The sequence below is a fragment of the Winogradskyella echinorum genome (genome assembly GCF_014297365.1).
GTDB lineage: Bacteria > Bacteroidota > Bacteroidia > Flavobacteriales > Flavobacteriaceae > Winogradskyella > Winogradskyella echinorum.
Genome location: NZ_JACOQD010000006.1, coordinates 56,295 through 76,040, shown reverse-complemented (window position 1 = coordinate 76,040; position 19,746 = coordinate 56,295). Strand labels below are relative to the sequence as shown.

General features: G+C 32.4%; 17 protein-coding genes. 1 reads left to right on the top strand and 16 read right to left on the bottom strand.

All coding sequences use genetic code 11. From position 1 onward, the window contains the following. Positions 1–46: 46 nt before the first annotated feature. From H8K90_RS15330 to H8K90_RS15315, 4 genes are all read right to left on the bottom strand, one after another. Positions 47–319 carry a hypothetical protein gene (locus H8K90_RS15330; RefSeq protein ID WP_186846872.1) on the bottom strand — a complete coding sequence of 91 codons (273 nt, stop codon included), beginning with the start codon at positions 317–319 and terminating at the stop codon, positions 47–49. 8 nt (positions 320–327) lie between these two features. Next, entirely contained in the window at positions 328–3,522 is a 3,195-nt protein-coding gene (locus H8K90_RS15325; protein ID WP_186846871.1) for an efflux RND transporter permease subunit, read from the bottom strand. A gap of 219 nt (positions 3,523–3,741) precedes the next feature. After that, positions 3,742–4,821, bottom strand: a complete 1,080-nt coding sequence (locus tag H8K90_RS15320; protein WP_186846870.1) for an efflux RND transporter periplasmic adaptor subunit — start codon at positions 4,819–4,821, stop codon at positions 3,742–3,744. A gap of 64 nt (positions 4,822–4,885) precedes the next feature. Beyond that, positions 4,886–6,193, bottom strand: a complete 1,308-nt coding sequence (locus tag H8K90_RS15315) for a TolC family protein (protein WP_186846869.1) — start codon at positions 6,191–6,193, stop codon at positions 4,886–4,888. Positions 6,194–6,323: 130 nt separating this feature from the next. Here H8K90_RS15315 and H8K90_RS15310 point away from each other — a divergent pair, with 130 nt between their 5' ends. Further along, positions 6,324–7,322, top strand: coding sequence for a metal-dependent hydrolase (locus tag H8K90_RS15310; RefSeq protein ID WP_186846868.1), 999 nt, complete (start codon positions 6,324–6,326; stop codon positions 7,320–7,322). Between the two features lie 80 nt (positions 7,323–7,402). On the opposite strand, the gene H8K90_RS15305 is transcribed toward H8K90_RS15310, so the two are convergent. The 12 genes from H8K90_RS15305 to H8K90_RS15250 form a co-directional block, all read right to left on the bottom strand. Further along, a complete protein-coding gene (locus tag H8K90_RS15305; protein WP_165353716.1) occupies positions 7,403–7,540 on the bottom strand; it encodes a hypothetical protein in 138 nt (45 codons plus the stop codon). A gap of 12 nt (positions 7,541–7,552) precedes the next feature. After that, positions 7,553–9,010, bottom strand: coding sequence for an NAD(P)/FAD-dependent oxidoreductase (locus H8K90_RS15300; RefSeq protein WP_186846867.1), 1,458 nt, complete (start codon positions 9,008–9,010; stop codon positions 7,553–7,555). Positions 9,011–9,083: 73 nt separating this feature from the next. Continuing rightward, positions 9,084–9,389 (bottom strand): hypothetical protein, encoded by a 306-nt coding sequence (locus H8K90_RS15295; RefSeq protein ID WP_186846866.1) that lies wholly within the window; start codon positions 9,387–9,389, stop codon positions 9,084–9,086. Positions 9,390–9,405: 16 nt separating this feature from the next. After that, positions 9,406–10,482 (bottom strand): cytochrome d ubiquinol oxidase subunit II, encoded by a 1,077-nt coding sequence (gene cydB, locus H8K90_RS15290; protein WP_186846865.1) that lies wholly within the window; start codon positions 10,480–10,482, stop codon positions 9,406–9,408. A gap of 2 nt (positions 10,483–10,484) precedes the next feature. After that, positions 10,485–11,819, bottom strand: coding sequence for a cytochrome ubiquinol oxidase subunit I (locus H8K90_RS15285; protein ID WP_186846864.1), 1,335 nt, complete (start codon positions 11,817–11,819; stop codon positions 10,485–10,487). 100 nt (positions 11,820–11,919) lie between these two features. Continuing rightward, positions 11,920–12,645, bottom strand: coding sequence for a peroxiredoxin (locus H8K90_RS15280; RefSeq protein ID WP_186846863.1), 726 nt, complete (start codon positions 12,643–12,645; stop codon positions 11,920–11,922). Positions 12,646–12,806: 161 nt separating this feature from the next. Beyond that, entirely contained in the window at positions 12,807–12,977 is a 171-nt protein-coding gene (locus H8K90_RS15275; protein WP_186846862.1) for a hypothetical protein, read from the bottom strand. 105 nt (positions 12,978–13,082) lie between these two features. Beyond that, complete coding sequence (gene trxA, locus H8K90_RS15270; protein ID WP_186846861.1) at positions 13,083–13,379, bottom strand: thioredoxin; 297 nt, start codon at positions 13,377–13,379, stop codon at positions 13,083–13,085. A gap of 12 nt (positions 13,380–13,391) precedes the next feature. Then, the gene (locus H8K90_RS15265) at positions 13,392–14,402 is read right to left on the bottom strand and encodes a c-type heme family protein (protein ID WP_186846860.1); all 1,011 of its coding nucleotides are present in this window, start codon (positions 14,400–14,402) and stop codon (positions 13,392–13,394) included. Positions 14,403–14,469: 67 nt separating this feature from the next. Next, positions 14,470–14,811, bottom strand: a complete 342-nt coding sequence (locus tag H8K90_RS15260; RefSeq protein WP_186846859.1) for a rhodanese-like domain-containing protein — start codon at positions 14,809–14,811, stop codon at positions 14,470–14,472. Positions 14,812–14,977: 166 nt separating this feature from the next. Further along, positions 14,978–15,748, bottom strand: coding sequence for a 4'-phosphopantetheinyl transferase family protein (locus tag H8K90_RS15255; protein ID WP_186846858.1), 771 nt, complete (start codon positions 15,746–15,748; stop codon positions 14,978–14,980). Then, positions 15,741–19,745, bottom strand: coding sequence for a non-ribosomal peptide synthetase (locus H8K90_RS15250; protein ID WP_186846857.1), 4,005 nt, complete (start codon positions 19,743–19,745; stop codon positions 15,741–15,743). Before H8K90_RS15250 ends, H8K90_RS15255 begins: the two co-directional genes overlap by 8 nt. Between the last annotated feature and the right edge of the window lies 1 nt (position 19,746).

Below are 19,746 nucleotides of genomic sequence, written 5' to 3'. Positions count from 1 at the left end.
ATTATTTTTTAATTTATACAAATTTTTCAATAGGAACTACAATCGCCTATAAAGGATTGTTAGTTTCTAAATTTTTATTAAATTCTTTTATAGCTTCAAACAAGGCATCAATGCGCTCTTCATCAGTAAATGAAAAGAACATGCTAGATTCATTTCCTCCTTTTTCTGCTGGAAACCAATTAGAAGCCATTAATAAAGACGAACTATTTTTATGTCCATCAATTTCAGAACTACTAAAGTTTTCTATATCTGCCTTTTTAAAAAGTTTGAGAATCACCATTTCGAACTGTTCTACTGCGGTAACAATTACTAATTTCATGATTTCTATTATTTAAAATTCTTCTTCTCTATCATATAATACACTAATGGCACAACCAATAATGTTAATACTGTGGACACAATGGTTCCTCCCATTAATGAAATGGCTAATCCTTGGAAAATTGGGTCGAACAAGATGACAAATGCTCCAATAACAACTGTTCCTGCTGTTAGTAAAATTGGTGTTGTTCTCACAGCTCCTGCTTCAATAGCTGCTTGTTTTAATGGTATACCTTCAGCTGTTCTTAAGTTGATAAAGTCTATAAGTAATACTGAATTTCTTACCATGATTCCTGCTAAAGCAATCATCCCTATAAATGAAGTTGCTGTAAAAAATGCTCCCATTATCCAGTGTCCTAAAATGATACCAATTAATGACAATGGAATGGCTACCATCATTACCACTGGTGCTTTAAAGTTTTGAAACCAACCTACAATTAAAATATAAATCAAGATAATGGCTCCTAAAAATGCGATACCTAAATCTCTAAAGACTTCTAATGTAATTTGCCATTCTCCATCCCATTTTACAGTATAATCATCTTCAAATTCAGGCTGACCTAAATACATCTCATTAATCTCATAGCCTTGTGGTAGTGAAATTTCTTTCAACTTCTTTTCCATTCCTAAAATGGCATACGCAGGACTTTCTAATTCTCCAGCCATATCTGCCATGACATAGACCACACGTTTCTGGTTTTTATGATAAATACTTTTCGCTGCTGTGTTTTGAGAAATATCTACTAAATCTGAAATTGGCACCATATTTCCCATTTTAGATTTCACCTTTAATTGCGAAATATCAGTAATAGTAGATTTCTCCTTTTCATCTAAAGCTAATACCAAACCAATTTGGTTTACAGCATCTTCGTCATACAAAGTAGTAATCGCTCTATTAGATAAAGCCATATTCATGGTATAGGCTATTTGCTGTGGTGCCACACCATATAACATCGCTTTTTCTTTATTAATATCGAATTGATATTCCGTTTGGTCATCTTCAACCATCCAATCAATATCCACCACATCAGCTGTATTTTTCAAAATATCTTGAACGTGACTGGCTACTCTAATTTGCTCATCGTAATCAGGTCCATATATTTCAGCTACGATAGTAGATAATACTGGTGGTCCTGGTGGCACTTCTACCAACTTCACATTGGCATTATATTTCGCCGCTATTTTCTGAATATCTGGACGTAGTAATTTAGCAATATCATGACTTTGTGCTGAACGGTCTTCTTTAGACAATAAATTCACTTGAATATCTGCCATATTACTTCCGCCACGCAAATCGTAATGTCTTACCAATCCGTTAAAGGTTATTGGCGCAGACGTCCCAACATAATTTTGGTAATTAACCACTTCTGGTCTATTAGATAAATATTGAGAAATCTCTTGAGCAACTACACCTGTTCTTTCTAGGGTTGTACCTTCTGGCATATCAATCACCACCTGAAATTCATTCTTATTATCAAAAGGTAACATTTTTACAGCTACTGAATTGGTAAAAAACAATGCCATAGTTCCTAATAATACAGCGAAGGTTCCCAATAAAAATAACCATCGTTTTCCTTTACTTTCTAAAAGAGGTCTTTCAAACTTATTGTAAACTCTATAAATAAGGGTGTCTTCTATTGCTTTTTCAGGTTTTTCTTCTTCACCTTTCTTGTCCTTCTCTCTTAAGAAAATATAACCTAAATATGGTGTAATGGTTAACGCTACGAATAATGATAAAATCATGGCTATAGATGCTCCAATTGGCATAGGTGCCATATATGGTCCCATTAATCCAGAAACAAAAGCCATTGGTAATACAGAAGCAATTACCGTAAACGTTGCTAAAATAGTTGGGTTACCTACTTCGTTAATGGCATATAAAGCGGCTTGTTTAAATGGCAAGCGTTTCATTTTAAAATGCCTATGCATGTTCTCAGCAATAATAATGGAATCATCGACCACAATACCTGTAACAAATACTAAAGCAAATAAGGTGATTCTGTTCAACGTATAATCCATCATGTAGTAACTCAACAGCGTTAATGCAAATGTAATTGGCACTGATAGAAATACAACTAAACCACCACGCCAACCCATGGCTAACATTACAACAATGGTTACCGCAATGATAGAGCCTATAAGGTGCAATAATAATTCTGATACTTTATGAGATGCCGTTTCTCCGTAATTTCTTGTGATTTCTACATGGACATCATCTGGAATTAAAGTAGTACGTAAATGGTCTACCTTATCAATGATTACTTCTGCAATTTTCATAGCATCTGCGCCTTTTCTTTTGGCAACAGAGATAGTAACTGCAGGATATTCGGATTTATATTCAGCAGATGCTTCGCTTCCTTTACCAAAACCTAAACTCACATAATTTTGAGGTACTTCTGGACCATCAATAATCTTAGCGACTTGCTTTAAATAAATCGGTTGATTCTGTTGCACACCAACCACTAAATTTTCTACATCTGTAACCGATTCTAAAAATTTCCCAGTGTTTACCAAAAATTCTGTATCACTTTTATCAAAACTTCCAGCACTTAATTGACTGTTGTTGGCCTTAATCATTTCGGAAACTGACAAGAAATCTAATCCGCTCGCTGCTAGTTTATCTTTATCTATAACCACACGTAATTGACGGTCTCTTCCACCAATTTTATGTGTAATAGCAACATCATTTACCTTTTTAATTTCGGCTTCTAATTCTTGAGCCATTTGGTTGAGTTGGTAATCGTCGTAATTCTCACTCCACAAGGTTAAACCCAGCATTGGCACATCGTCAATAGCTCGTGTTTTCACTAAAGGAAACGTAACACCAGCTGGCATTTGGTCCATGTGTTTATTGATTTCGTTGTACATCTTTACAAACGAACGCTCAATATCTTCGCCTACATAGAACTGTACGATTACCATACCTTGCTCCTTCATAGACGTAGAATACACATATTCTACACCTTTAATATTTGAGATTAATTGCTCTAAAGGCTTAATAACTCGAGACTCTACTTCTGTAGGACTTGCGCCAGGATAACCTACAAAAATGTCTGCCATTGGCACATCGATTTGTGGTTCTTCTTCACGCGGAATTAAAAACGAACTATATACACCAACCACCATAAATACAATCATCAAAAGCACTGTAAGCTTCGATTGCATAAAGACTTTGGCGATTTTACCTGCGATTCCTTCTTTCATAATTGGCCCCTTTTAATTTCCCTACTTCGACTGCGCTCTGCACAAGCTCGGGGAAAAACTGTTATGGGATTTTTTTAGTTAATAATATTTTTAAGCCCCTTTAATTCCCCAAAGGGGAAAATCATTACGGGATAAACTGAAAACTGTTACTTTTACTGCTTTCTCTTATTTGTGTTATTCTTTTATTTTACTTGACCCGATACTGAAAACTGCGACTGTTTACTGAACACTGATTTTAGCTCCATTATAAAGTTTTCCTTCAGCAGAAACGATATAAGCTTCATCTCCATTTAAACCCGATAATACTTCTACTTGGTCTCCAAAGGTTCTTCCTAAACGTAACCAACGTAATAATGCTGTATTACTTTGACTTACGGTATATACACCAGATAATTGTCCGTTTGTTATAATAGCATCTGTTGGAATTAAAACCATTGCTGTCGCTGCTTTTCTTTCTACAGGAAATTGAACCGTTGTAAACATGCCAGATAAAATATTAGCTTCTGTTTTGTCTAATGCTATTTTTACTAAATATTGTCCACCTGTGTTTTTGGCAGATGTACTTACTTCGGCTACTTTTCCTTTTAAGGTTTGATTAATTGATTTCACCAATACGTCAACAGTAGTTCCTTTTTTAATCGCAGAAATTTCAGATTCTGGTACCATGGCCATTACTTCAAAATGGCCTGGCGTTTCCATACTAATTAATGGTGCGCCTGGATTTGCCATATTACCAGCTTCTACATTTTTACTTGTAATGATTCCGTTAAAAGGTGCTGTAATATTACTATATGTAAATTGTGCATTGACTTCATTTTTCATTTGGTTAGCAGATTCTAATCGTGCTTTTGCCATTTCATAATTAGCCGTCATATCATCCATTTCTTTCTGAGATGCGCTATTCTCTGCAAATAAATTCTTAAATCGATTGTAATCTTTTTGTGCATTATTAAAAGCAGCTGTTGCTTCTGTAATACCTGCATTTACTTGTGCGCGTTTGGCTTGCAAATCGCTATTATTAATAGACACTAATAATTGTCCTTTACGTACTTTATCACCAACATTAACGTGTACTTTATTCACATAACCCATCATTCTGGTACTTAAATCTGCACTATTTGCAGCTTGAATTTTTCCACTAACCGCTAAAAACGGACTATTGGTATTAGCTTCTACCTGACTGGTTTTTACAACAATTGCTGGCGAATTATCTTCAACTGCTTTTTTATCTTCACTTCCGCAGCTCGCTAATAACAAGGTTAAAGTAAATGCAACTATGGTATATATTTTTTTATTCATTTTTATATCTTTTATAAGCAAGTCTATTAGTCTTTGCTCTTGGTTCTTTTATCTTGGTTCTCTTTTATTCTTTAGTTAAAAATTGTAAATAAGCTTGTGCGTAATTGTATTCAAAAATAGTTTGATAATACTCTAATTGCTTTTGAGCATATTGTGTTTCAGCTATCAATAAATCAGACGTTTTTTCTAATCCTTCTTTAAATCTATTGGTTCTAATTCTTAAAGATTCTTCAGATTGTTCCAAGGCTAAAGTGTTTAACTGTAATTTATTTTCTGCATCCATAAATGCACGTTTCGCTTTGTTTAATTCTAAATTACTTTGTGATACATATTGCTTGTATTCTAGTTTAGATTTTTCAAATTCAGCTTTACTCTTTTGGGCTTTTCCAAAACGTTTAGACCCTTGAAAAACATCCCAACTTAATTGTGCTCCAAATAAATAACCATTAGCGTCGGCTTGAAAAATTTGGTCATCGTACAACTCATAACTACCAAATGCATTCAATCTTGGAAGAAATGCCATTTTATCAGCTTTATTCATAGCTTCATAAGCGTTAGAGGCTAATTGCATGGCTTTAATATCTGAACGATTTTCGGAAATTGATTTATCATTAATTGTAGTTGTTGTAATCTCTAATTCATCTGTTGGAGTGTAAATCACATAACTTTCATCATTCATTAAAAATGATAAATAATTTGAGGCATTCTGCACATTGCTTTTTGCTGATTGTAATTGATTTTTTACCTCAGTAACACGCACTTCAACATTTAGCACATCTGCACGTTGCAAATACCCTTGTTTAAATCTATTGTCCGCCAATTTTTTATTAGCATTTGCCGCTTCTAAAGCCGTTTCTAAAACTTCTACTGCTTTATAAGCTAATTGTAATTGCATGTATGCTTTCTCCACTTCAAAAGCTAAATAATCTTGTGTGTGCTCCGTCTTTAAAGACATTGCTTCCATTTTAGATTTAGCCGCTTTACGTTGATACATACCATCAAAATTGATTAATGGTTGTTGAATTTCGAATTTAGTTGCGTAGTTTTCAATCTGCGAAGGGTCATTTAATAGCGCAGGATTAAAATCGTTTTGTGTTAAAATTTCCTGATTTAATTTAGAACCAAAAGCTATTAAAGGATTAGTTGTCGCTATAGCTGTATGACTAGCTGTAATGTTTGGTAAAAACACAGCATTGGTTTGTCTAAAATCTGCTTTGGCTTGTTTAAATTCTTCTTCAGAAATTTTAATACTTGTATTATTTTCTGAAACTTTAATTAAAACTTCAGATTTTGTAATTGGCACAAGATCTTGCCCTTTTACTGAAATAGTACTAGCAATAAGAAATAATGATATGTAAACTTGTAATTTCATTAATTAAATATTTATGCTACAAAAATAGATGCTAACTATATGTTTGTTAGTAACAAAGGTTACTTACCAAGTCGCAATGATTTAAAACTTTATAAAAGTTTAATATGTATATCTTACTTTTGCTTTATATATGGATTCACTTACTCAAATTGTATTAGGCGCAGCTGTTGGTGAAGCTGTATTAGGGAGAAAAGTTGGTAATAAAGCGATGCTTTATGGTGCTATTGCTGGTACAATACCAGATTTAGATGTGTTAGCCTCTCATTTTACAGATACTGTAACTGCATTGTCGATACATCGCGGATTTACACATTCAATTATATTTTCTATTCTTTTTGCAGTTATATTCGGTTGGATAATTTCGCGATTTGAATCCTATAAGAGTTTTAAGGGTTGGTTCTCTTTATTCTTTTGGGCTTTTGTAACACATCCTATCTTAGATGCTCATACTACATGGGGAACACAGTTATTCTGGCCATTTGATATTAGGCTAGCATTTAAAACCATATTTGTTATCGATCCACTTTATACGCTACCATTTTTAATATTTTTAATTCTTGCCATGCGGCATAAACGTCATACTAAAAAACGAAGGTTATATAATAACCTTGGCCTATTAATAAGTACTTTCTATTTGGTAATTACGTTTTTTTTAAAATGGCTGGCTTTCACAAAATTTGAATCTGCTTTAAAAGAACAAAACATAAATTATCTAAAAATAGACACAAGGCCCTCACCATTAAATACAATCCTTTGGAGTGCTAATATAGAAACTAATGATGCCTATTTATTAGGGAATTATTCATTTTTTGACACGAAACCAATTCGTTTTGAGATATACCCTAAACGACATGATTTATTAGGAGATTTAAAAACTAATGAAGATGTATTACGTATGATAAAAACATGTGAAGGCTGGTATACAATTAATAAGGTTAATGAAGATTATTATTTTAACGATTTAAGATTTGGTTTAATGAGCTTAGAGCCAAATTCTGAAAACTTTGTGTTTAAATATAAAATAATTGTAAATGATAATGACAAAGTACAATTTGAAGAAGTACAAAAAGATAGACGCGACGGCAAAAAACTATTAACCGATTTATGGAAACGACTTAAGGGGAATTAAATATTAAATTATAAAATATAAAGGCATCTATAATTACTTATAAATGCCTTTAATAAACCAACCAAAAACTGACAACCACATCAGTTTACTTTTCTAGTGCCTCCGTGTCCTCCAGCTACAACAATCATTATTTTAATACTTAAGTAAATGAATTTGAAAAACTGAATGATTGGATTCATCATTTTAAATCTTTGATATTTTGAAATTCTTTGTGTCATAATCTTAAATGTTTATTCGGGTATTAACCACCAAAATGGACGCATTTTAGCTTTATAAATAAAGGCGTGATGTAAGGCCAGCTTTAACCAGTGACCTGCCAAACCTATTTCTCCAAACGTTTTACCTAATTGTCTTCCTTGTGTCTTTGGGTACTTTTCGTAATCTGGCACAATCGGAAAAGTTGTGATGCTTACACCGCTTCCAGACGTCATTCCAAAACCAGCTGATGCAATACATGCAGCGCCCATGTTTCCCATAGAACCCTTATGTTTTAACGATTCTTTACCGTTCTTAATTGAATCTATAATGTTATCTGCTACCAATTTTGCTGTAATACCAGAAGGCATTCCTGTTCTTGGAGGAGCAGGAAATATATCTGTACCGCTTTTGCTTTTCCTCGGTTTAGATATCGTATGAGGAGGCGCAAATGCAATACCAGGAGCAAAAATGTTTTTATATGTTGGGTTTTGATACGTTTCTGGCCAATCCTTTACTGACCATTCCTCATATGGTTTTGGTGTATAATCAGCATCTACAACCATAAAACCTTTAAACAATTTCTCTGTTATGTCGTTTTCATTTTTATCGTATGCCTTGAAACCATGACCAGAAAATGATGGAATAAGCATTGCAAAATCGTATGTCTCCGATTTATGTTCGCCTTCCAAATTCTCGTAATACGCTATACCATCTTCTATTTTATTAACACCAGCACCAAGAATCCATTTGATATCACGATCTTCAAAAATCATCTCAACCATTTCGCTAGATTTCATAGTCATACTTCCATAACTCATTAGCATACCATCCATTCCGAAATCACCTAGTCGGTATTCGTTAGAAATCCATGTAACTTCAGCCATATCTCGTACATTGTGCTTACGTAATTCTTGTTCAACATTTAAGATATACTCAAAAGCTGCACCTTGGCACGTTGATTTTGCATGACCTGTACCAATTAGTATTTTCGCTTTCTTACCAGCCTTCATTTGCTGTATAACCTCATTTAATCCTTCCCAAGCATGATCTGCATGTGTATAAGTACAAACAGAATACGTTTTGTTTTTACCAGGAATCAATCCTTCAGTAGCTTCAAAATTAAGTTTTGGACCTGTGGCATTTATAAGATAATCATAAGTTACTTTTTCTCGTTGTCCTTGTTTTTCACCAGTAACATATTCCGCTAAAACATAGGGTTTTTGTTCATCTTTATCTCCTTCTGGATAGAAAGAAAGAGCCTTTGCCTGCTTGTAACCTATACCCTTCTTTTTATATAAAGGTGCTAATGGAAATAAAATTTTTTCTGATTTCATTCTGCCTATTCCTACCCAAATATTTGAAGGAATCCATTGATAATTAGTATTGGGTGAAACCACAATAACCTCATGTTCTTTAGACAACTTTCTTCTTAAATGTGATGCTGCTACATGACCAGAAATTCCGGCTCCTAAAATGACAATTTTAGACATGACTTTAATTTTAATTAAAGGTAGTCTAACTACTTAAAAGCGATGGTAACTTTAGTTACACAAGGTGAAGGTGTTATGAACTTGCTTTATTTATTAATAAATACATCTTTTTAAAAAGAATCATAAAAATTGTACTTCCTATAGCAGACACTAATAAATTAACCATGAGTAAAAAACCATCAAAATCGCCATTCTTCATTATAGACCAAGGATCAACACCTAATCTTCCGAAAGTTTTAATAAATAGGAGACTTCCAAATACACCAATTAAAGTGTTGCCAGTAAAACCAAAAGAATATTTCTTCTTGAAATAGGCCAATAAATTTGCTGCAATAATTCCTATAAAAATACTGATTAAAGAAATTAAAGTACCTGTCATAACGTTGCTGCTTTAATTAATGCTCACCATAACCAACATCGTCCATTTTCCCTTTAAATACACGATATTGAATAGTGAAATATGTAATCACTAGAATTATAGCAATAATAAACCAGTACACTCCAACAGACAATCCATATTCATGAGCAGCTACATTATACAGTGTTAAATCTGGATTAACGCTATTGGTAGACGGTAATACTTTAGGGAAAATTGAAGCTACTGTCGATGCTAATCCACCTCCCAAAAACAAGGATGAAAATAGAAAGCCTTTACCATGTTGCTTAAAACTTTTTACTTTAAATAAGCCAAACAAACCTGTAAATGTGATAACAGGAAAAATCCATAGCCAAGGATATTTGAAAAAATTATGAAATGGTTGTGGTTCTATAACATGCCATATTAAAAGTGAAACAATTACTAAAGCTAATAACACAAAATTAAGATTGAAAACTACTCTTTTTAGTTTTTCGTTAATATCTGCATTTGTCTTAAAAATTATCCAGTTAGCACCATGAATAGTTAAAGCCACTACTCCAACAATTCCTAATAAAACGGTAAACCAATCAAGTATTCCTAATTGTTCTGCTTGTGGACTAAAAGTTGGATTCCAAAGTGGTAAGAAGAAATAATGTGCTTCTTGTGTAGATACTCCGTTAACAACATTTCCTAAGTTAACACCTCTTACTACATTACCTAAGGCTACACCAAAAAAGAGTGCTAATAAAAAGCTGGCGATACCAAAGGCTTTATCCCATATGATTTCCCATATTCTATTATGAATTTGACCTCTAAGTTCTAATCCGATAGCTCTAAAAATGAGTAACCACAAAATCATAATTAATGGTAAATAAAATCCGCTAAAAGAGGACGCATAAAGTGTTGGAAATGCAAAAAACAAAACACCTCCTGCTGCAATGAGCCATACTTCATTAGCATCCCAAAAAGGACCAATAGCATTTGTAATTGCTTTTTTATCTTTTTCTTCTTTAGCAAAAAATAAATGAATAATACCTGCACCAAAATCGTAACCATCTAAAATTACATAGACAGCTAACATTGTCATTAAAACGATATACCAAAATAATTCCATAATTAGTGTTGTTGATTTAGTTGCGGTCCTTTATTAATTATTTTTCCGGCTAACATTAAAAATAGTAACCCTAATAGCAGATATAAACCTATAAAACCGAGTAAGGTGAACAAAGTATTACCAGATGAAACCGTTGGTGAAGCGCCATCTGCAGTTCTTAATAAATTATAAACTAACCAAGGTTGTCTACCCAACTCTGCTGTGTACCAACCTGTAGTATTGGCAATATATGGAAATGGCAACATAAACATAAGCGACCATAAAATCCATTTGGTCTTGTATAATCGTTTTCTAAATAATTGTACCACGGCTAAGAGCATTAATCCTATAAAAATGGTTCCTAATCCTACCATGATATGGTACGAATAATATAGACCAGGCACATTGGTTGGATGCACACTTTCATCAAATTCGTTTAAACCTTTTATTTGTGCATCCCACTCTTGATACGTTAGAAAACTTAAAATATTTGGCACTGCAATTTTGTTATCTAGCTTTTTCTCTAACATGTTTGGCTGACCAATAAGAACTATTTCTGAGCCACCTTCTTCAGTTTCAAAAATGCCTTCCATAGCAGCAAAAGTTACAGGTTGATGCTCTGCTACATTTTTAGCAGCCCAATCTCCTGTAGGAAATGCTACTAACAAACTAGATATTAATCCGAAAATAACACCTGTTTTTACAAATAACTTTCCGAATTCGTTGTGCTTATTATTCAACAAATAAAATGCACCGACAGCCGCAACCACAAATGAAGACGTTACTAAAGAAGCTGCCTGATTATGTAAATACGATGGTAATAACCAAGGGTTAGAAAATAGAGCTCCAAAATTATTGAGTATAAATTTTCCATTTTCTAAGACCTCATAACCTACGGGATATTGCATCCACGAGTGTGTGGCTATAATTAAGTATCCACTAGCCCAAGACCCCAAGAATACAAGAAATCCTGTTATAAAATGAAGCTTATGCCCTAATAACTTTTCTCCAAATAAAAAAAGTCCTAAAAAGGACGATTCTAAAAAGAAGGAAAACATACCTTCCATAGCCAACGTCTGACCGATAATACCACCTGTCAGCTCTGAAAATTTTGCCCAATTAGTACCAAATTGAAATTCCATAGGAATACCAGTTACAACTCCCATGGCAAAATTGAGAGCAAAAATCTTCATCCAGAATTTTGCAGCATCGTTATATTTTTCAATTTTAGATCTAAGAAATTTCCATTTAAAATAGACTATCATTAATGATAATCCCATGGTTAATTGCGGAAATAAGTAGTGAAATGTGATAGTAAATGCAAACTGCATTCTATCATAGAATAGGATGTCTTCCATATCTATTTTTTATGTTATTCAAAAATACGAAGCAAATTGCAATCCTTAAGTAACTTTTATCACAAAAAAAGCCTCTTTTAGAGGCTCTTTTTTTATTTACTTACGCTTTTAAAACTTCTTTAATCACTAAATCTTTATCTAATTTTTTAGTGCAGAAAAACCAGTCTTTACAATCTAAATCTTCGGTAGACGTCATTCGTTCCTCGGCTACACCACAAGATCCTGCTGGAGATACTATAACGTCGTCACCTGGATTCCAGTCTGCTGGAGTTGCGACATTAAATTTGTCTGAAGTTTGCATAGCAATAAGGGCTCTATATAACTCATCAAAGTTACGACCTAAACTTAAAGGGTAATATATAATTGCTCTTACTGTTTCATGAGGATCTACAAAAAAGACAGCTCTCACGGCTTGTGTTTTGCTTTCACCAGGCTGAATCATACCATATCTTTTGGCAACATCCATAGATATATCTTCAATTAAAGGGAACTTTACTTCTATGTTTTTCATGCCGTTAAACTCAATTTTATCTTTAATGGTTCTTAACCATGCAATATGGCTATATAAACCATCAATAGATAAACCGATAAGACTACAGTTTGCTTTTTCAAATTTTTCCTCTAAATGCGCAAACGTCATAAACTCAGATGAACATACTGGTGTAAAATCTGCTGGGTGACTAAATAAAATTGACCATTTACCTTTATAGTCAGAAGGATAATTAATTTCTCCTTGTGTGGTCACTGCTTTAAATTCTGGTGCTTTATCTCCAATTCTTGGCATTGAAAATACTTGCTCTTCTTTTATTGTTTCTGTCGTATTCATAACTTTTAAGTATTTGATTAATTTATACCAAATTTAAGCTACAATAGAATTTATCAATGTAACTTATGTTACTCATAACTGTCTAATATGCTGGTTTAGAACAAAAAAAGAGGATAACCCATAGTTGACTACCCTCTTTTTAAATTTATAATTAGTTTTAATTAGTATTCTGTGCTATCCTTTTCATTTATATTATCAGACACATCCTTACTTTTACCCTTAGACATAAAATTAATTAGTATTCCTACTAATGTTATACAGACTACTGCGAAAATTGCAATCATTACAACTCCATTTGTCCAACTATACAATGCTATTGAAGTATTAATCATATAATTTATCTATTTTTTTCTGAGTATAAAATTAGCTACTTAATACTTTATGAAACATGACATTTGTCATTATTGACAAAAAAATATCAATATTTATATTTGAAATTAACTCGATGATTTTATAACATTAATAATGTCATCTTTTTGTAGTACTCCAGATTGTCTCCAGACCTGTTTACCGTTTTTAAATAATAACATTGTTGGCACACCTCTAACCTGATATTTTGAAGCTAAAGATTGATTCTTATCCACATCAATTTTTATGATTGTAACATCTTCGCCTAAGGCATCTTTAACTTGTTTTAAAATAGGACTCAACATTTTACATGGACCACACCATTCTGCAAAAAAGTCAACTAAAACCGGTTGATCTTTACTTATTATTTCTGAAAATTTGCTCATTCCTTGCTTATTTTATTTATCGAAAGTGATATTCCAAATACCTCTAACTTCATTTACATTATAACCTATTGCTTTATCTAAAGGATATAAACTCTTTATTTTGGCTAAAGTTGTAGGTTGTAATGTCTCATTGGGCTTCCCATGGCATTGAAGACACATCGTATTGGTCGTAATTGGATAATAAACCCTTACTTTACCATCAATTTCTTTTACAATTGGACTTGCCTGTTCATTCTTTGCCGCAACCTGTTTAAATGTATTAATGTAACCTAGCTCTTCTGCATTGGCTTTATTATTAGGATTTCTTGGTTTATCCGACACGCGCTTAATATCAGCGTTATGCACAACAGCCATACTATCGGTTAAAGGATAAGCACGCTCGTTACAAAAAGTTAAAGCCTCTAAAATTCCTTTTTTTTGAATGGTTCCCATTAAATTTTCACCTAAAACAGCCTTTGTTGTTAAGGCATATTTTAAACCACGTTCACCATAAGGTAACTCTTTAAAATTAGTTTGTGCTTGTTGATTTTGTTTTCCTTTTCCTCGTCCCATTCCTTTTCCCATGCCTTGGCCCTTATGTTTGCCATTTTCATTATTAAAATGATCTTCAAACCATTCTGGTTGTTCAATTTCAAAATCGTAAATATACTCTGCGATCTTAGCGATAGTTTCTTCTGGAAATGCTTGTTTAGGCATAACACCAAATCGTTTTATTGCACCATACATTTTAGCATCTTCTTTATTAGGGTTTTTAATCCATTTTTGCATAGAAGCTACAAATTCTTCTTTTGTTGTATTATCATTTATATAGTGCATTTTAATAGCAATCATTGGAGGTCCAATTCTATTTTCTTCTGACGCTGAAGGGCTATGACAGACATAACAATTAGTTTCCAATAATTTTTTTCCTGGATGCTGAGATGCACTTTGTCGTTTTGTAACGCTAGAATAATCAGACTTTTTCGAATCCTCGCAATTAAATGATACAGCTGCTAGCAACGTAAGTAATATTATATTTTTCATACCAACATATTATTTAAATTAAGATGAAATTAAATCAGTAACAATTAACTAGATGTTTATATACGTTTTAATTATAACCTAGAATCCCACCTTTTAAATCATATACTTCGGTGAAACCCATTTTTGCCAAACGTTTAGCCGATTGTCTGCTTCTACTTCCGCTTCTACAATACACATAGACTGCTTTATCTTTACTTAATTTATTAAACTCAGTATTGAAGTATGCTGAAAATGCATCTATATTCTTTGCGCCTTTAATATGGCCAGATTTAAATTCTCTTGGTGTTCTAACATCAATTAATTGAACCTTTTTATTTTCTATTTTAGACTTAAATTCATTTGAAGAAAGAACCTTAATAGCACTGAATTGCTGTGTATTAGATCCAAATAACGATGACAGAAATGACATGTAACTAGGTTTTATTGTTAAATAATTATATCAAAATTAGCCTAAACAGTTTACCTTAAGCGTAACCTTTGTTACATAAATACGAAAGCTATGAAATTGGAAAAATATACCAATATAAAAATAAAGTGAATCCTTATATAGTCATTCTTATAACATGGATTGAATGTTATATATTACCTAAAAGCATTAAATCTTCCAATGATGTTGGAAGACTATAAATTGTAATTTTATCAGAATTATAATTGTTATCATCAAAAGCTAGAGATGCGATATAATCTTTATCTAAATTGAAACTTAGAACATTCATATTTTGAAAACCTCCTAATAACTCAGCATCTATAGAATGACAACCATCACTTGATGGAATTAACGGTAAATTATCACTAATTCCTTTTCCTGTTGCTTTAACTATAGCTTCTTTGCGAGTCCAATACTTATAAAACGTATGATCTTTATTGTTTGAATTAAGTATTGTTTCAATTTCCATATTATTAAACACATGCGATAAGATTTCAGAATAATCAAAATCTTTATTTAAGTATTCCACATCTACACCTACAGCTGCTTTATTTATAGCTATAATGGCAAAATTTTCTGCATGAGACACATTGAAATGTATAGACCTATTAATTGATAGATAAGGCTTTTTATTCTCATCTTTTTCTATTTGAATTTCAGAAATATTAAGCCCTGAAGTTTGAGCAAGTAAGATTTTGAGTAAGGATCTGCTAATTATAAATCGGTTTTTATCTTTTACAAAGTGATATTTTTCTGCACGCTGCAACTCTGTTTCACTTAAATAATTTACCAGCATAGGTACTAAATCATAGTATGCAGGCAATTCGATTTTAAATAAGTTAATACCTAATTTATTTTGTGATAGTTTATTAAAATGTGCGTTAGATAACTCAATTGTATCACAATATAATCTACTCACAATTATCAGCATTATAGTTATCCATAACACGTTGAAGACTATTTGCATAGACCTCAACATTAGGTGGCGCAAACATGTCTACGTGATTACCAGGAATCATATACCTATTAACACCTTTTTTAGCAAACTTCTTCCATCCAAGAAACTTAAAATCATGAGCAAAAAATACATTATCCTTGGCTTTAAATAAATCTATGACAATATCTTGAGGCGTCATAATGTATTTTTTACATGCAAGTATATGCATTCTGTCCATTTTTAAAGGTCTATTATGCTGTAACTGAAATTGTTTTTCTCTTCCTAATTTTAGTCTCATATAAATTCCTTGAAACCTCAATTTTAATAATTCAATTCTACGAATAAAATTCTTCTTACTACTAAACATATTCAGAGTAACATAAATCATTTGACCACCTTTATATAAAAAGGAAACAATACTTTTCTTTAATGCATTACTATAAAAATAACTAGGGTAAATATAACTATCAAAACTTGCTAACATAGTAACTTTTTTCCCTTTTGCTCTTAACTGTTTAGCCATTTCGAATGCAATAATTCCACCCATAGAAAAACCTGCTAAAGCATATGGTCCATCTGGATTAGAAGCTTCCATTTCAGAAATATAATGTGCCGCCATATCTACAATAGAATCGTGTGGTTCTTCTTCACCATCTAATCCTTTAGGCTGTAACGCATAAACAGGTTGATCATCATCTAATAATTTCGCTAAATCATTAAAGATATAAATCCCAAAATGAGCTCCATGGACAATATACAATGGGGTTTTATTTCCATCCTTTCTTAAAGCAACTAATGAATTCCAAGACTTCTTTTTGTCATCTTTATCTAAGAAATTAGCTAACTTTTCTATGGTAGGATAGACCATAATTACAGATAATGGTAATTTTTTACCAATTTCTTTTTCTAAACGTACTACCACTTTTATGGCCAAGATTGAATGACCTCCAAGCTCAAAAAAATCGCTTTGTATATTTATCTTTTCTCTTTCTAAGACGTCACACCATATTTTACTAACTAAATGTTCTGTTTTACTCCGAGGACTTGTATAACTTATCCTTTCAACCTTTTTAGAAGACAAGGTTAATAAACTTTTTCGATCTATTTTTCCGTTTAAAGTTTTAGGGAATTCATCAATAACATTAAACTCATTAGGCACCATATGTGCTGGAAGTTGATGAATTAAGCTTTGTTTCCATTGATTAATTAAATTAGCGGTATCATAATTCTCCTGATTTAATATTAAATAAGAAACCAAACGATCATTATTTACCATTACAACCGAAGATTGCACTGCTGCCAGTTGGTCTAGTGCTTGTTCAATTTCACCTAATTCAATTCGATGCCCTCTAATTTTAACTTGATGATCTATTCTTCCTAAACATTGTACCTCACCATTATCTAAAAGCTTCCCTAAATCACCTGTACGATACAAAATTTTATTTTCCGCTAAACCAAATGGATTGGTTACAAATTTTTCAGCTGTTAATTCTGGTCTTTTCCAATAACCTTTAGATACTCCATCACCTGCAATACACAATTCACCAATAGCACCATTTTTAACTAGCATATCTTGGTCATTTAGCAAATACAATTGGGTATTTGCAATTGGGTGGCCAATGGTTATTAGTTCATCTTCCATGGTAATTTGCTTCACAGCAGACCAAATTGTAGTTTCAGTTGGCCCATAAACATTCCAGAGTTCATCAACTTTTGCTAATAGCTTTTTAGCTAATGCTAATGGTAATGCTTCACCACCACATAAAGCTTTAATTGGATATGGATTATCCCATCCAGAATCTAATAACATTTGCCATGATGTAGGTGTAGCCTGCAACATGGTAATTTTTTCTTTTTTAATGAGATCAAGCATTAAACGACCATCTTTTGCTGTCTCTTCATTAGCAACAATTAATTCTGCTCCTTTTAAAAGAGGTAGAAACAACTCTAAACCTGCGATATCAAACGAAATAGTAGTAATAGAAAGTAAACTGTCTGTTTCATCTATTCCGGGTTCTTTGGCCATACTAGTTAAAAAATTAACTAAATTTCTATGAGTGACCTGAACTCCTTTCGGTTTTCCGGTTGAACCAGATGTATAAAGTAAATAAGCTAAATCATTAGGACTGACCTCAATCTTTAATGGCTCTAATGGGTACTTAGAAAGATTTGTAAACAAATCCTCCAGCAAAAATTTTGAAGCCTTAGTGTTTAATTTTGAAGAAAATTCGTCAGTAGTAATTAAAAATTTAGCCTCAGAATCATTTATCATAAAATCTAAACGCTCATTTGGATAGTTTGGATCTAACGGCAAATAAGCAGCCCCACATTTCATTATGGCAAGCAAAGTTATTACAAGCTTTTTAGAACGTGGTAAACATACTCCTACAAAATCGCCATAACCTACTCCTTTTTCTAATAAAGAATGAGCTAAGAGATTAACTTGTTGCTCTAACATTCCATAAGATATCTCAGAACCATCAAATTTTATCGCTGTTTTTTTAAACGATAATTTAGTTTGTTTTTCTAATAAATGATGTAAAGCCAAATTTGGATAATGTGCAGCTGTATTATTAAGATTTTTATAAATTGACTCGTCAGTTTTTATGATTTCCCTTAATGTTATATCTGGGTTTTCAACAATTCTCTCAACTATAGCTTCAAAATCTATCATCATCTTTTTAATTGTTGCAGACTTAAAAAGTGAAGAATTATAGGACCATTGTAAAATAAAATCATCTTTAGTATCACTAGCATTTAAGAAAATTTCAAAGGCATCAGAGACCCTTGGATTACTTATAACTTTGAACTCTAAGTCATAAAAACTAACCAGATTAGTCATTCCAACATCTATATTAAAAACTACTGGTACAAGTGGTACTTTAGATGGGTCTCTTTGTAAAGGCAACTTCTGTAATAATTCTCCAAAACTTAACTGTTTGTGATCATAAGCATCTAATAAAGAAGTTTTTCTTTCTTTTAAATAAGCTCTAAATGATTTTCTAGAATCTAGCTTACTTCTTAAGGGTAATAAATTTACACAATGCCCAACTAATTGTATTCTGCCATTTACAGTTTGCCCAGCTGACGGCAACCCAACAACTATATCATCTTGCCCAGTTAGTTTATAGAGAAAAACTTCAAAAGCAGACATTAGTGTTGTAACTAAACTACAACCAGATTTTAATCCTACTTTTTTTAATTGATCTAGTAATTGAAGATTAAATGAAAAATCCAATCGCTCGCTCTTGTAAGTTCTTAATTTAGGTCTGGGAAAGTCTGTTGGTAATGTTAATTCTGGTATAGAATCTTTAAACAAATCAATCCAAAATTTTTCAGTTTTAATCTGTTCTTCACTAATTATAAATTCTTGCTCATCATCTGCATAAGAACTAAAACTCTCAACTTTAGGTAAATTTGGAATTTGATTGGTTTTGTAAGCGGAGTATAATTTTCCTAAATCTTCCAAAATGATACCAAAAGACCAACCGTCACAAATGATATGATGCGCAGTTATAATGAGATGACTAATTTTATCGCAAATTTTAATTAATCCAAATTTAATTAGAGGTCCTCTAATTAAATCAAAATTATGGTTTGCATCATTATTTAAATAATCTGCTAGTGCACTTTCAGTTTTATCTGATGTTAATTGAGAAAAATCATGATATGTAACTTTAAAAGGAGTATATTGAAGTATACTCATATACCTACCATCTGGACTAAAAACTCCACGTAAAGCCTCGTGCCTTTCTACTAATTTTTGTATAGCTTTATTTAGAGATTCCTTTTCTAACTCACCTTCAAGAACAAGAGATATAGACTCATTATACCCTTTATTTGCATCTTCACCACCAAGTTTACAATCTATCCATATTTCTGCCTGAGCTTGGGTTGTAAGTATTATTTTTTCAATTATAGGCCCAGTAAACGGGTCATAATTCACAGATTGATTTTGACTAATTGTAGATGTTATCATA